We start from the raw sequence: 14,706 nt of genomic DNA on the forward strand, positions 1-14,706 counted from the left end.
TAAAAAAAATCTGCGGTTCCAAAAGGGATCGCAGATTTGTTCACGTTGATGAGAAGATCAATCCATCAGTTTACAAATATCGTTAGCAAAGGTCACCGGATCCTGAACATGCAATCCTTCGATGATCATCGCCTGATTGTACAGAAGATTGGTGTACAGATTTACTTTCTTATCGTCATTAAGATCAAAAGCTGCCTTAAGCGCTTTGAATACATCGTGATGGGTATTTATTTCAAGAATCTTATCCGCCTTAATGTGCTCATTGTTTGGCATCTGATTAAGCACTTTTTCCATTTCGATGGAAACGTCACCTTCAGTAGCAAAGCAGACAGGGTGGGTTTTCAGACGTTTCGACGCCCGAACCCCCTTGACTTTATCAGACAGGATATCCTTCATCTTATCAAAAAGTTCTTTATTTGCCTTGTCTTCAGCCTTACTTTCCTGCTTTTCCTCGTCGCTTTCAAGTCCGAGGTCGTTGCTCGATACGGATTTAAATTCTTTCTCTTTATAAGTTCTAAGCATTTTTATCGTGAACTCATCAACATCATCTGTGAAGTAAAGGATTTCATATCCCTTATCAGTGACGAGTTCAGTCTGAGGCAGCTTGTCAATCTTTTCATTTGATTCCCCGACCGCATAATAAATATACTTCTGATCATCAGGCATTCGGGTCACGTATTCATCCAGTGTGACCATTTTCTTTTCCTTCGACGAGTAGAACAGAAGCAGATCCTGCAGCTCATCTTTATGTGAGCCATAATCCATATAAGCTCCGTACTTCAGCTGACGTCCGAATGATTTAAAGAATTTCTCATAAGTCTCCCGGTCGTCCCTGAGCATTTTTTCAAGCTCTTTCTGAATTTTGTGCTTAATATTCTTTGCAATGACCTGCAACTGGCGGTCCTGCTGTAGCATTTCCCTCGAAATATTAAGAGAGATATCCTCAGAGTCTACGACACCCTTGACGAAGCTATAATAATCGGGCAAAAGATCGGCACATTTCTCCATGATCAGTACGCCATTAGAGTACAACTCCAGCCCTTTCTCATATTCCTTTGAATAATAATTAAATGGAATGTTCTCTGGTATATAGAGAATAGCATGATAGCGAATCGTACCATCTACCTGGATATTGATATATTTCAGTGGTTTATCATAACCATAGTGTCTTTCCTGATAGAAGTTTTCGTAATCTTCCTTTTTCAGATCCTTCTTCGGTTTACGCCAGATCGGTACCATACTGTTAATCGTCTGGTCCTCTTTGACTTCTTCAAATTCTTTGTCATTATCTTTCTTCGGCTTGCTTTCTGTAACGATCATCCTGATCGGATAACGGATATAATCTGAATACTTCTTAATGATAGACTTCAGCCGATATTCATCCAGAAAATCATCGTACTTGTCGTCTTCGGTATTATCCTTCAGTTTCAGAATAACATCGGTACCTACTGAATCTCTTTCAGCCGGATCAATTGTATAGCCGTCTGCCCCTTCTGACTCCCATTTGTACGCCTGATCGCTGCCGAGCGCTTTGGAAATAACTGTCACCTTGGCAGCAACCATGAAAGCCGAATAGAAACCGACACCAAACTGGCCAATGATGTCATGACCGTCTTTTGATTCATTTTCATGTTTGAAATGAAACGAACCACTCTGAGCAATTGTCCCCAGATTATTTTCCAGTTCTTCTTCGGTCATCCCGATGCCCGTATCGGAAATGGTCAGCGTCCGATTATCCTTGTCTGGTGTGACACGGATATAATAGTCATCTTTATCAAAGCTGAGTGAATCATCGGTCAGTGCTTTGTAATAAATCTTGTCAATGGCATCACTGCTGTTGGACAGGATTTCTCTCAGAAAAATTTCTTTCTGTGAGTAGATTGAATGAATCATCATATCCAGAAGCTTTTTCGATTCCGCCTTAAATTCTTTCGTCGGCATGACGTTCTCTCCTTTTTACAACAATATCTATGTAAAAACACAGATGTCCGTTCAGTTAAATTAGCACTCATTACGATGGAGTGCTAATACCTATTTTTATATATCATTCTTCAGTTTTTGTCAAATCAGAATCCTGTTCCAGCGCAGTGTAATCGTTTACGCTGGTAAAATTTCACCTGTCAATGACAGATAAAGGCAGGCGCCAGGCTGAACAGGAAGTTTTATCCGGAAGAAATCGGTCAAACCAGGGAGCTCATCTCATTTGCGCATAAAAAAGGAAAGGTACGTGAACTCTTGGCTTCATATACCCTTCTCTGCCGCATCCGGCACTTATTTTATCTTCAAAGGGGCCAGCTGTTTCCTGATTTCTTCAATCGGTACCCCGGCTTGCAGCAGTGCCGTAGCGGTATAAGCACTTTCGATGAATGCGGTATCGAACATCTCGATTGATTTATCTGATGTTTCTTTAACCATTTCCAAATTCATTTTGGAACTGCCCATATCATAAAAAGCGAGGACTTTATCGGCTTTATTCGCTTCAACGGCAGCCTGAATTTTGTCAAAACTGCTTCCGATTCCACCATCCTCTGTTCCGCCGGCTGAAGTAACGGATACATCAGAGGCAACTTCTTTCAACAGAGTTGTCAGTCCCAACGCAATTTTATCCACATGCGAACAAAGCAGCACGCCGTATTCATTCATAATAAGCCGCCTTCAAGCATTGTCTCAAACAAATAGCCACTGGACACGGATCCAGGATCCAGGTGGCCGATGGAACGATCACCGAGATAGGAAGCTCTTCCTTTTTTCGCTTTCATTGGTTTTGTCGACTGCACTGCCTGATTAATGGTGTCAACCGTTAACGTACCGCTTTTCAGTGCTTCAGCTACCGGAAGCCAGACATCAACCATGGTTTTATCGCCGGGTTTGGCTTTCCCGCGATGCTGAATACTCGATGCACCGGCACGAACCAGTTCTGTCGGATCTGTTTCATCGCCTGCAGCGATTTTCGCCATACCGATAAACGCGGAACCGTAAAGTGGCCCGGATGCGCCGCCAATTTTACTGAGCAGGCTCATCGCAGCGGTTTTCAGGACCTCCTGAACGGTTTTGAATGTTTTACCGTTCAGTGCTTCTTTCATCGCGGCTGCTCCCGGGCCATGTTTGTCCCATGGTCTCCATCACCAATTGCCTGATCCAGTTCGCTTAAATAATCCTTGTGATCTGCAATCCGGTCACTGAATAGATTTAACCACTTTATTGTATTTTCAACTGTAATCATACCCATTGCTCCTTTTACCAGGCTGTTGTCTCAACCGGTGCCTTAAGCCAATCGAGCCACTTTGAATCCTGCAGATGAAATAATGTCAGAGAAAGCCCCGCCATCTCCAGCGACGTCATATAGTTGCCGATCTTGCGAAACGGCAGCTCAAGCTGATCCGCCTGCAGCAACTTTGCTACATCATTTGCAAACACATATTGCTCCATCAGCGGAGTTGCGCCCAGTCCGTTTACCAAAATGCCGTACGGGTCGCCGGCCTTCCACTGGAATGCTTTATGAAGATGATCGATCAGTTCTCTGGCAATGGCTGCCGACGGTTTGATTTTCTCCCTGTGGTAACCCGGTTCGCCGTGTATGCCGACACCGTATTCCATCTCATCCTCAGCGAGTATGAAGCCGGGTTTGCCTGATTCCGGAACTGTTCCGGCCGATAAAGCGACACCGATCGTTTTGATCGAATCAACTACCTTTTCACCAAGTTCTTTCAATGCCTCAAGCGAAAGACCGGATTCTGCTGCTGCCCCCAGCAGTTTGTGCACAAGAACTGTACCTGCCACACCGCGCTTTCCAGCCGTATAGGTGCTGTCCTCAACGGCAATATCGTCGTCAACCACAAGATGATCAACTTCGATTCCATCCATCGCCGCAAGCTCTTCAGCCATTTCAAAATTCATCACATCGCCGGAGTAATTTTTGATAATCAACAGGACACCTGCTCCCTGGTTCGACTGTTTAATTGCTTCGACGATCTGATCCGGCGCCGGTGACGTGAAGACAGGCCCGCACACGGCTGCGGCCAGCATGCCGGAGCCGACATATCCGGCATGGGTCGGTTCATGGCCGCTGCCGCCACCACTGACCAATGCCACTTTGCCGGGAGATTTCTTTTTCCGGATCACAATATTTGTTTCAGGGATCCGCCGAATCAGATCCGTGCTGCCGAAGACCAGTCCGTCAATCATCTCGTCAACGATATTTTCCGGTTTATTCATGATCTTTTTCATCACCTGTACGCTCCCTTCGGACAATTCCTTCTTACGTTTTCATCATAATTCGTAAGCGTTTACTTGTCCATCCTGTTGTAAAGAAACAAGAGGAGACAGCTTGTCAGATCAGACCTCTTCTCGTTTCTTCGATCGTCGCATGATACCCGACTCAAGAGTGAAAGATCCAGATTTATTATGATCAGGTTCGTCATAATGTATACATACATTAATCATCTGCAATCGGAGGCGTTACCAGACACTCTCTACAAAACGTTTCATTCGGGTCATCGCTTCCTGAAGCTGTGCCATTGAGGTTGCGTAGCTGCAGCGCACATAGCCTTCGCCGCAGTCTCCGAAGGCATTACCGGGTACAACAACAACTTTTTCTGTTTGCAGGAGACGCTTCGCAAATACCTCTGAGCTAAGTCCGGTCGACGCTACTGACGGGAAGGTATAAAAAGCCCCTTCCGGCTTTGGACAGTCAAGTCCTATTTCGTTCAGCGACTCTACGATATAATTGCGGCGCTGCCGGTAACTTTTCCGCATCTCGTTAACTTCCTTACGTCCACTCTTCAGACCTTCCAGAGCGGCATACTGAGCCATAGTCGATGCGCACATGATGGTATACTGGTGGATCTTCAGCATGCCTTCCGCAATCTCTTTCGGAGCACAGACAAACCCAATTCGCCATCCGGTCATGGCCAGATCTTTGGAGAAACCACTGACCAGAATGGTTCGTTCCCGCATATCATCCAGAGCAGCAAAGCTTGTGTAAAGCTCATCATAGACCAGTTCCGCATATATTTCATCAGACAGAATCAGCAGGTCGTGCTTCCTGGCCACCGCTGCAATTCGTTCCATCTCATCCTTGTTCAGCATGGCCCCTGTCGGGTTGTTTGGCGAACAGATCATGATCGCTTTTGTCCGCTCCGTACAGGCAGCCTCGAGCTGCGCGGCCGTCACTTTGAACTGGTTTTCTTTTTTTGCCTCGACAGTGACAGGCACGCCGCCCGCCAGTGTGACAAGCGGCGCATAAGAAACAAAACAGGGTTCGACAACGAGAACCTCATCGCCCGGGTCGAGAATTGCCCGCAGTGAGATGTCAATAGCTTCACTCGCGCCGACTGTCACGATGATCTCCGAATCCGGATGATAGGTCACGCAGAAATAATTTTCAATATAACGGGCAATTTCTTCGCGCAGCGCAGGCAATCCTGCATTGGCTGTATAAGAAGTATAACCGTCTTCAAGTGATAAAATTGCCGCTTCCCGTACATTCCAGGGTGTGACAAAATCCGGCTCACCGACCCCGAGAGAGATCACCCCGGTCATTCCCGCCGTTGCATCAAAAAACTTGCGGATCCCCGACGGCTTGAGCGTTTGGACATGATGGGCCAGATAGTTCGTCTTCAGTTCCATCACGGCGACACCACAATTCGATTATCTTTCTGATCCTGATCATACACGGTGCCGTCATGTTTGAATTTTTTCAGCACGAAATGGGTGGTGGTTGAGATGACGCCCTCTATAGTTGATAATTTCTGTGTGACAAAATGAGCCACCTCATTAACGGAATGCCCTTCTACGACCACGGACAGGTCATAGGTGCCGGACATCAGATAAACTGATTTGACTTCACTGTGACGGTAGATGCGCTCAGCCACTTTATTAAACCCGACATCGCGTTTTGGTGTGACCTTGACATCAATCATTGCCGTTACGCCCTGATGGCCGTCAATTTTCCCCCAGTCGACAAGCGTAACGTACCTGACAATGACTTTCTGCTCTTCCAGTTTTTTTATTATTTCACGTGTTTGTTCCAGACTGAGATCAGTCATTTTAGCCACTTCTTCATTGGACAAGCGGGCATCTTTCTCTAATATTTCAGCAATTTCAATTTCTGTTGCAGTTAGTTTCATCATATCGCTCCCTTCTGTTTCCTCTTCATTATTCGTATACTCATTATATTACTTCAGGCCCCTTATGAAAACGTCATTTTTTTCTGGGATCCACTTCAGACAACTTTCTCGACAGACCGGCAGGCATATGATATTTCAGGCAATGACCCAGGAGGCATTTGTCCTGGGTCATCATTCCGGTTCATTTCGAGGTGAAAAGTGATGAGACTGGCATACATTTGTACGGAAAAACTTCCGTTACCTGCAATCAGAGGCGGTGCGATACAGATGATGATCGATGGAGTGGCGCCTGATCTGGCGGCTGAACATCAGCTGACAATCTTCTCCGTCACAGATCCCGCCTTATCGGACCGTGAAGTAAAAAATCATATTTGTTACATCCGCCTGCCTCAAGAAGCTTATTCGGATCACGTGGCAAAAGAAATCACACAACACACATTTGATGTGATTCATGTATTCAATCGTCCGAAAGATGTGATTAAGTATAAAAAAGCCTGCCCGCAATCCCGTTTCGTCCTGAGTCTGCATAACGAAATGTTTCATCCTGATAAAATATCGGATTTCGAAGGTCGGCAGGCGATTGATTCAGTGAACCGCTTAATGACAGTCAGTCGTTACATTAAGGACTCTGTCATTCGCCGTTTTCCGCAGGCCGGCAAAAAAACGGATGTTGTTTATTCCGGAGCTGATTTAAATCGCTACTACCCTGTCTGGACGATCAAGGGAAGAACGGTTCGTTCAAACACGCGTGCCAGACTGGGCATAAAAGATAAGAAAGTCATCCTTTTTGTCGGCAGACTGAGTCCGTCTAAAGGCCCGCATATGCTGATCCAGGCCATGAAATATCTTCTTGACGACCATCCAGATGCTGTGCTCGTCATTGCGGGAGGGAAATGGTTCAGCGATAACGGGAGCAACCCTTATGTGAATTTTCTCTATCAGCTGGCTGAACCGATTCGTACACATGTGATATTTACAAAATATGTCCCCTCTGACCAAATCCCCGACCTCTTTCCTGCTGCGGATCTCTTCGTCTGCAGTTCCCAGTGGCAGGAACCCCTGGCCAGGGTTCATTATGAGGCGATGGCAGCCGGAGTACCGGTAGTGACTACCGATCGCGGGGGAATACTGAGGTAGTGAAGCAACATGTAAACGGCCTGGTTCTGGAAAAATATGATCGGGTGGGATCTTTCGTTCAGGCCATCGACTATCTGTTATCTAATCCCTTTACTGCTTCCCGTCTGGGTCGAAATGGTCGCTTATTTGTTGAGGCTAATCATGATTTCAGCCATGTTGCGGACCGCCTCCTGCGTCTGTACAACGGCGTGATCCGCAGGGATCCGGTCTCTCTGTCTGCCTCTGATTTTCGCTATTAGGGAGGGCAAACCCGGTTTAGTAAAGCCACTAAGTTTCACTTAATTATCCGTCTCTCTCTGAAGTATAAAAAAGCGGATGCTCTCCGCTTTTCTTTACTTTAAGGGGGTATGAAAAGGGGGTATGAAATTTTTGTGGAAAAAAGGTTCAGAAAAGCTAAGCCTCCGGTCCCGGGCAAAGCGAGCATATAGAGCGAAAAGCAACATCTTACAGAACAAAGCGTTAAGAATAAAAAGTGGTAAGCTGATCGGCCATCCACGGTTTAGCGGGTGGATTCCCAGTCAGAATAAGATCTTGATAGATTGACTCTTTCTCAGACGTGTCGTGACCATCAGACTCCCTTACCGGTTCCTGCTTCGGTTGTCCTTTCGTTTTCTTCTGTTTAACGTCTACAGGTTTGATGTCTTCCCGGTGTACTTCAGAGGGCGTATTTTCTATGTCTCGGACCACCGGCAGTTCTATTTGATATTCAACGGACGAAGCCAGTTCCGTCAGTGCATCCTGAGGAATGAGCGGAGGTAAAAATGGATCGGAAACGTCGGGTCCATCCGGATGATTAAGTAATTTCTCATAGTTCTGAGCACTCCAGCCCATGGAGCCAGGTGGAGAAAATCGATACGTTTCCAGATCAACTTTTGGAATTTTAAAAGGATCCTGTTCAGCCATTACGATACACCACCTTTAACCCTGCTGATCAGCTGATCAAAATCTGCCAGAAATGCTTGTTTGGATTGTTCAACCGCGATAATATTGCGCAGATACATCAGATATTTTTCATCGCCCCAGGATTTCTTTTGTTCAAGATAGTATTTATGGGCAAGCCCGCAAAACAAATGTGGAAATTTCAGATCTGTAAGCAGGACCTGATAATACTCTTTTTTTAATGGAAAGACCTGATCATAGGCCTGCAGCATATCGTAAGCCAGATCCCGATCCCACACAGAAAGTTTTTTCATCACTTTATTCATCAGAATTCGCAGATCACGGGCAGGAAGATCGATCGTGATTGAATGAAGATCTTTCATAAAAACCTGATTGTCTTTCATAATCATGCGTGCCATGGTAAAATCTTGCTGACAAAACATCCCTGATTCCATGGTCTCACGGGTCCAATCTGAGAAAGCCGGCTGATCAAGCTCTTTCAGTGCTTCTTTACCCCTTTTTAACATTTGATCCGCATGTTCAATAAAGAGTTGGGAGAAAGTGTCATTGGCATCAGCAGCCATTGCCAGTTTCATATTGCTTTCAAGTTCCTGAATTTTCCATTGATAAAGCTTTTTCCATTTACCGATCCGGGTTCGCTTCTTACTCCCTTTTACCGGGCTGTATCCGACAGATGCTTTGTGGAAAGCCCCGATAAAACCCATCGTTTTCATGATCTCTTCGCGTTCGTAATACTGAACGCCTTTCCCCTCATTTGCTTCTGTCATGAGATAAATATGGTTGCCTCCGGACAGACAAAGCCCTCCGTTCCGGGTCGGAATCAATTTGGCAATGGGGAAACCTTTTTGCTGCAGATACCAGTGAGCACCGGCAATAAACAGCATTCTTTTCGGATTGATCGTCTCAAGTCTTAGAAACATATTGCCTTTATCGGTTTCAATCAGCCATTTTGACCGGCCACCTCTTGAGGGCAGCAGAGTTATTTTCCCGGGTTCTACCGGATAATGCTGAAGCACACCTAATAAGTCTTTATGATTTTGTTCTATACGTTTTTTATATTGTTCATCAATCACATCAGCACCTCATTTTCAGGTCATTTTTTCAACTAAACCCCTTCGTAAACACGAACCAGATTCCCGGCGACGGTTTCCCAGCCAAATCTTTCTTCGGCTATCCTTCTGCCCTGCTCCCCGATACTTTTACGCCTCTCATCTTCATCGAGTAACTCATTGATCCGCGTTGCGTATTGCAGAGGGTCTGAAAAATGAGTAATTACCCGTCCGTTCTCACCGTCACGGATCACTTCAGCATTACCGCCTCGATCTGTAGTAATAATCGGGAGGCCGGCTGCCATGGCTTCATAATGCACTCGTGCAAGTGGTTCCTGCCACTGTGAGCAGCAGACAAAAATATCAGACATCGTGTAAAAGCCGGGTATATCCCGCGGTTTGACAAATTTGATAAAGGTCACATGATCGATATGCATCGCACCCAGGGTATAGAGATGCCTGACGTAATTGTTCACCTGATCATCACCAAACCATTTGGAACCGACGAAGACCAGCATTGCATCCGGATGTCTTTTTGTGATTTCCGGGATGGCCTGAAGAAGGATATGTGGTCCCTTGACCTTGCTCAGTCTTCCGACAAACAGGATGATCTTTCTCCCCTCAAGTCCCGCCCGCTTCCTCATGTTCTCACGAATTTTCCTGCCTTCTTCGGTCCAGGCCGGATGATACGCGTCAAGATCCACTCCGGAATATACAGTTATTGCTTTTTTCTCAGCTTCCGGGAATCGATCGGTTATCGACTTCCGAATAAAATCACTGACAGTCACGACGGCCGACACATCGCTGATACACTGTTCCCCCTGTTCCTGAGCCAGTTTTCCTTTAGAAAACATTTCATTATGGACACTAAGTACGATCTTGCTCACAGGAGCCGCCTGTTTCACCTGTGCAACCCAGGACGGCCGGTTGCACAGGTGAATGATATCAAATGAGCTTTCCTTCACCAGATCAACCAGCGTGTTCAGATAATTTGATGCGGGAAAACGAACATAATGGATACCGTTGATTGTTTCCTCATCAGGGAGGTCGGGATCCTGTATGGAAATCATTGTGACCTCATGATTTTTCGCTATAATCTCGGCAGAAGACTGCAGATAGATTTGTATGGCTCCGCCCCGAATTGCAGGAACAGGTAATTTTTCCGTGGCAATCATGGCAATTTTCATCAAACTCCCCCTTGCTCCGGTCTTTGGGTTTTATCCTCACAAGTCATGATACGGAAAGGCGTCTGTTCTTGTGCGACTTCCCCGGGTTCATGGGGAAAAAGGGCTGTTTCACCAGTCTATTCACCCATTTATCTATATGACAGACCAATGAATGGCAGATGTGGCGTAGTCACCATAAGCTGAAAGTATATGGAAGCGGAAATGGAGGACGTCCGATGAACGAACCACGGCTTACTTTTAAACACATCGAACTGAAAAGCATGGATCTTACTGTAATGTCCGAAGGTAACACAAAGGAAAAAGCAACTGCAGTCAGAAAGCAAACAGAACCTGCAGGCGTTGAAAAAAAAGGAGAAACAGCGGAAGAAAAGAAAGAAGAAAATCTCGATCCGGTTATGGTTGAGAAACTGATCAGACTGGCTTCTTCCATCCTGAAATACTGGGATATATCAGTCAGTCAGATCGAACTGATTCAGGGCGGACAGATGGCACTCGTCTGGAAAATCATGACCGATCGCGGCCCACTCTGTCTGAAACGAATTCATCGGCCGGAAAAAAAGGCTCTATTCTCCATTTATGCACAGGATTATCTGGCCAAAAAAGGCTCACGAGTTCCCGGCATTATTCCAAATAAGCGCGGGCACCTATATACCAGACAGGGACCTTTTTTATTTGTGGTGTACAACTGGATTGTCGGACGGCCATTTGATTTAACGGTATCTGAAGATCTTGACTGGATCATGAGGGGACTTGCACAATATCACATCGACTCAGAAGGATATATTCCACCGGAAGGTATTCCGGTGTTTTCCAAACTCGGACAGTGGCCGAACCATTACATTAAGCGATGCCAGCAGATGGAATCCTGGAAGAAGATTGCTGCTGAACTGCCGGATGATCCTTTCTCTCAATTGTACTTATCAGAGATCGACCATCATATTGCTTTCGGGCGTCAAACGCTAAATAAGCTTCTGGATTCAGGTTATACAGAATGGGTTACCGAGAGCCTGGAAAACCCGCACCTGTGCCATCAGGACTATGGAACAGGAAACACGCTTTTATCAGACCAGGAGACATGGATCATTGATCTGGATACGACAACCTTTGATCTGCCCATCCGTGATTTACGAAAGATGATTATTCCGCTGATGGGAGATCAGGGTGAATGGAATGATGACCTGTTCAACAGGATGATTGAATCTTATGAGAAGGTAACAAAGCTTACTGAAGCGCAAAAAAAGATTATGTTCACCGATATGCTTTTCCCTTATGAACTTTACGAAACAGCAAATGAAAAATTCGGCAGAAAAAATGATCTTCCGGCAGATGAACTGGAGAAGGCATTAACTTATGAAGAACGAAAAGGGAAAGAAATAGTTAAACGGATGAATTAAGAAGTCAGGGAAGCCGCAGGGGCTTCTTTTTTATACTCCGGAGAGTAATTTTATTTCATCATGACCTCAATCATTGGAAATTATCTTTCAATGCAGTATACTGGAATGCATGAAATAACGTACAGTATGAAACGCATGATATGAGAAATACTGGGGGTCATACAATGAAGCTCGTGATTGTCAGACATGGTGAAAGTAAATATAATAAATTAAACCTTTTTTCCGGATGGGAAGATGTTCCGCTTACTGACCATGGCATTGATGAAGCCAAAACCGCAGGCAGGCTGATCAGTGAAACAGATATCCCTTTCGATGTTGTTTTTACCTCCGTCCTTAAACGCGCGATCCAATCGATGAACTATATCTTAAATGAAATGGACCAGAACTGGCTGCCCGTTTATAAAACGTGGCGGTTAAACGAACGCAGCTATGGCGCTCTGCAACGGTTGAATAAAGCGGAAACGGCAGATCGTATGGGTAAGGAAAAGGTCAGTCACTGGAGAAAGGGCTATGATGCTTTGCCGCCGCTTCTCAGCATGGATGATCCACGTCATCCGGTACATGACAGAAGATATGCCGAAGTTGATCCGCGTTTTCTGCCCGCCGGAGAAAGTTTAAAGACGACTCTTTATCGGGTACTCCCCTTCTGGACAGATCATATCGCACCACATCTGATCGCCGGAGAAAATGTGCTGATTGTCTCTCATCGAAATACACTGCGCGCGCTGGTTAAATACATTGAAAAGATATCAGATAAAGACATCGTCCATGTTGATGTCCCCACCGGCGTTCCCGTCATGTATGATTTTGACCGTAATCTGAATATTATTGTGAAAAAAGAACTCAGTGGAGCACCATCAGTCAGTGAATAACCAGATCAGGTTGATTCACTTTGTATGCAATAGGCCGTTAGTCCTGGCTGATTGATACGTAATGGCTATATTCTGATGAAAAATTCATGCTGTTTTCCTCTTTTCCGGATGTTCCAGAGTATTATAATAGGGATAACAAACAGATAAGAGGCTGAATAACATGCAACTTCCACTTGTCCATTCAGTAATAACAACCGGATACACCCTGAAAAACACCTACAGTCAACTTCATGCTTTGCGTCAGGAGAAGCTCGCACTGCTCAGCAGTCTGGATCAGCTGACCACCTCAGATCATTTATCTCTCTCAGAACGTGACACCATTTTTCGAACTCATATGCGCCTTAAAATGATTAGCAGCCAGATTGCTGAACTTCAGGATGAATCAGGTTCAAATACGGCACCCGGAGATCAGATAACAATCAGCAAACAGGCTCTGGAAACCTATTATAAGAGTAAATAAGTGAGGCCTGATTTTTTCGACCTTACTTATTGATGCTATTCAGGTAAATAACTGATGATGCGATGAACGAAGTGATCCAGCCACATGTAATCTTCGCTGGTTCCATGGAAATTTGTACTGAACGTCATCTCTTTCCGGAATGTCGTGATAGCAACCTGAAAATAAGGTGCATATTTGATTGATCCTGATATACTGGCATCCACTGATCTCACACCATCAAAAACCAGTTTCGAATCATCCAGAACGCCTATATTGGTCAATCCATTTTTAGGTATACTGTAAATTTCAGGGAATTGTTGTTTTGCCTGATGCAGAGGCAGTGTCTGATAGACGTTCTCAAGCTCCCAGTATACCCTCAGGGGTTCAAGGTTTCCCTTTTGAATGGACATCACCTGCTTAACCTCAGACAGTGCCTTCTCAAATGATTCACCGGCGTGGGAAGGTACGGCACAGACGATATTAGATGTTAGATTACAGAGGCCGGGCTGATAATCCTTTGGCAGAAAAGTACGGAGATTAACCGGACAGTCCACCGCGATCATATCTGTTCTCAGATTCCGGGAAAGTGCACAGATATATGCGGCAAAAAGCGCGTCATTAATAGTGGCCCCTTCTGACTTTGCAAAACTTTTTATTTTATCGAAACGGTCTGCGGAGACCTTGTGCGTCATAATGAAGGGTGTTCTCTCATCCCCCTGAAGTGGCAAATAATCCTTTTTGGTTTGAGGATAATTTTGAAGTTCTGCATGCTTTATCTGATTCATCTGTGATGCACTCATCTGATCAAATACCTGCCTGATACTCCGCCTTGCCGGATCAGGAAGGTTTTTTATTTCTTCATCCGGTTTTTCGGCAAGTCTGTTGTAACAATCACAGAGTAAATATAGATAATCCCGAATGCCTCCACCATCACAAATCATGTGATTCAAAACAATCGCCAATGCATCTGTTGCCTCTCCTCTGACAATCGTCAGTCTCATCTGTGGTCCTTTTTTTTCATCCGGTTTGATGATCAGATGTTGATAAACTTTTGCTTTTACATGATCTGTCCGGACAAGTTGAACCATATCACTGGCAGTCCATCCTGCCGGGATCCAATAAGCCTTTTCGGGGGTTTCGACAAAACGGCAGCCAAGCAGAGGAACAGCATCCATTGTCACATCAACTGCTTTTTTCAGAAGGTCCTCATCAATGTGCGCGTCAAGATGAATGACGGCATGGAGATAATGATCATTTCTTTTTTTCTGTCCTGAAATATAGTGTTTGATATCCGCACTTTCAGCAGGATAGATTTGTCGGCTTAATGTGGTCATGTCATCCACTCCTTCAATTCGTCAGGACCATTTTTACGACCCTTTGGAAATTACAGTTTTCTGAAAGCCCGCCTTTCTGCATATTCACTGCAGGAGGGGCAGATATAAATCGTCTCGCCCTGATCGTTCATGTACTTTCTCATTCCCGGAACTGTTCGATGGCAAAGTGCACATTTTTTTCGAAAAGGGAAAAAGCGTCCACCTGTTAATCTGCTCAGCCATCCCATTTTTCAATCAGATCCTTTAAAAGTAAGATATCCATATTA

General features: G+C 45.1%; 14 protein-coding genes and 1 pseudogene. 5 read left to right on the forward strand and 10 right to left on the reverse strand.

Translation table 11 applies throughout. The annotated features are described in order from the left end of the window. Window positions 1–57: 57 nt before the first annotated feature. The 6 genes and pseudogenes from htpG to ABNN70_RS11290 form a co-directional block, all read right to left on the reverse strand. Entirely contained in the window at window positions 58–1,941 is a 1,884-nt protein-coding gene (gene htpG / locus ABNN70_RS11265) for a molecular chaperone HtpG (RefSeq protein WP_353947843.1), read from the reverse strand. A 330-nt stretch (window positions 1,942–2,271) separates the two neighbouring features. Continuing rightward, entirely contained in the window at window positions 2,272–2,643 is a 372-nt protein-coding gene (dhaM, locus tag ABNN70_RS11270; RefSeq protein ID WP_165364247.1) for a dihydroxyacetone kinase phosphoryl donor subunit DhaM, read from the reverse strand. Then, a pseudogene (gene dhaL, locus ABNN70_RS11275) lies at window positions 2,640–3,223 on the reverse strand (dihydroxyacetone kinase subunit DhaL). Before dhaL ends, dhaM begins: the two are co-directional and overlap by 4 nt. 14 nt (window positions 3,224–3,237) lie before the next feature. Continuing rightward, window positions 3,238–4,227 (reverse strand): dihydroxyacetone kinase subunit DhaK, encoded by a 990-nt coding sequence (gene dhaK / locus ABNN70_RS11280; RefSeq protein WP_353947844.1) that lies wholly within the window; start codon window positions 4,225–4,227, stop codon window positions 3,238–3,240. 231 nt (window positions 4,228–4,458) lie between these two features. Further along, on the reverse strand, window positions 4,459–5,628 hold the full coding sequence (locus ABNN70_RS11285) for an aminotransferase (RefSeq protein WP_353947845.1): 1,170 nt from the start codon (window positions 5,626–5,628) through the stop codon (window positions 4,459–4,461). Beyond that, window positions 5,628–6,128, reverse strand: a complete 501-nt coding sequence (locus tag ABNN70_RS11290; RefSeq protein WP_129929084.1) for an Lrp/AsnC family transcriptional regulator — start codon at window positions 6,126–6,128, stop codon at window positions 5,628–5,630. Before ABNN70_RS11290 ends, ABNN70_RS11285 begins: the two co-directional genes overlap by 1 nt. Before the next feature lie 201 nt (window positions 6,129–6,329). Here ABNN70_RS11290 and ABNN70_RS11295 point away from each other — a divergent pair, with 201 nt between their 5' ends. Beyond that, entirely contained in the window at window positions 6,330–7,265 is a 936-nt protein-coding gene (locus ABNN70_RS11295) for a glycosyltransferase family 4 protein (protein ID WP_353947846.1), read from the forward strand. After that, complete coding sequence (locus ABNN70_RS11300; protein ID WP_353947847.1) at window positions 7,265–7,504, forward strand: glycosyltransferase; 240 nt, start codon at window positions 7,265–7,267, stop codon at window positions 7,502–7,504. The genes ABNN70_RS11295 and ABNN70_RS11300 overlap by 1 nt, the downstream gene beginning before the upstream one ends. Before the next feature lie 220 nt (window positions 7,505–7,724). Here ABNN70_RS11300 and ABNN70_RS11305 read toward each other — a convergent pair whose 3' ends face one another. From ABNN70_RS11305 to ABNN70_RS11315, 3 genes are read right to left on the reverse strand one after another with little or no spacing between them, the layout of a single operon-like run. Continuing rightward, entirely contained in the window at window positions 7,725–8,168 is a 444-nt protein-coding gene (locus ABNN70_RS11305) for a hypothetical protein (RefSeq protein ID WP_353947848.1), read from the reverse strand. After that, on the reverse strand, window positions 8,168–9,238 hold the full coding sequence (locus ABNN70_RS11310) for a CotS family spore coat protein (protein WP_353947849.1): 1,071 nt from the start codon (window positions 9,236–9,238) through the stop codon (window positions 8,168–8,170). The genes ABNN70_RS11305 and ABNN70_RS11310 overlap by 1 nt, the downstream gene beginning before the upstream one ends. A gap of 32 nt (window positions 9,239–9,270) precedes the next feature. Next, window positions 9,271–10,401 carry a glycosyltransferase family 4 protein gene (locus ABNN70_RS11315; protein ID WP_353947850.1) on the reverse strand — a complete coding sequence of 377 codons (1,131 nt, stop codon included), beginning with the start codon at window positions 10,399–10,401 and terminating at the stop codon, window positions 9,271–9,273. 395 nt (window positions 10,402–10,796) lie between these two features. Between ABNN70_RS11315 and ABNN70_RS11320 the strand changes: the two genes are divergently transcribed. The 3 genes from ABNN70_RS11320 (at window position 10,797) to ABNN70_RS11330 (ending at window position 13,127) form a co-directional block, all read left to right on the forward strand. Continuing rightward, window positions 10,797–11,795 (forward strand): CotS family spore coat protein, encoded by a 999-nt coding sequence (locus ABNN70_RS11320; protein WP_353949423.1) that lies wholly within the window; start codon window positions 10,797–10,799, stop codon window positions 11,793–11,795. Window positions 11,796–11,959: 164 nt separating this feature from the next. Next, window positions 11,960–12,667: a 2,3-diphosphoglycerate-dependent phosphoglycerate mutase gene (gene gpmA / locus ABNN70_RS11325; protein ID WP_129928989.1), complete on the forward strand. Its 708-nt coding sequence runs from the start codon at window positions 11,960–11,962 to the stop codon at window positions 12,665–12,667. A 160-nt stretch (window positions 12,668–12,827) separates the two neighbouring features. Then, window positions 12,828–13,127: a hypothetical protein gene (locus tag ABNN70_RS11330; RefSeq protein ID WP_129928988.1), complete on the forward strand. Its 300-nt coding sequence runs from the start codon at window positions 12,828–12,830 to the stop codon at window positions 13,125–13,127. A 35-nt stretch (window positions 13,128–13,162) separates the two neighbouring features. Here the strand turns inward: ABNN70_RS11330 and ABNN70_RS11335 are convergent, their stop codons facing one another. After that, window positions 13,163–14,440: a condensation domain-containing protein gene (locus ABNN70_RS11335; RefSeq protein ID WP_353947851.1), complete on the reverse strand. Its 1,278-nt coding sequence runs from the start codon at window positions 14,438–14,440 to the stop codon at window positions 13,163–13,165. Window positions 14,441–14,706: the final 266 nt, after the last annotated feature.

The sequence above is a fragment of the Sporolactobacillus sp. Y61 genome, assembly GCF_040529185.1.
Lineage (GTDB): Bacteria > Bacillota > Bacilli > Bacillales > Sporolactobacillaceae > Sporolactobacillus.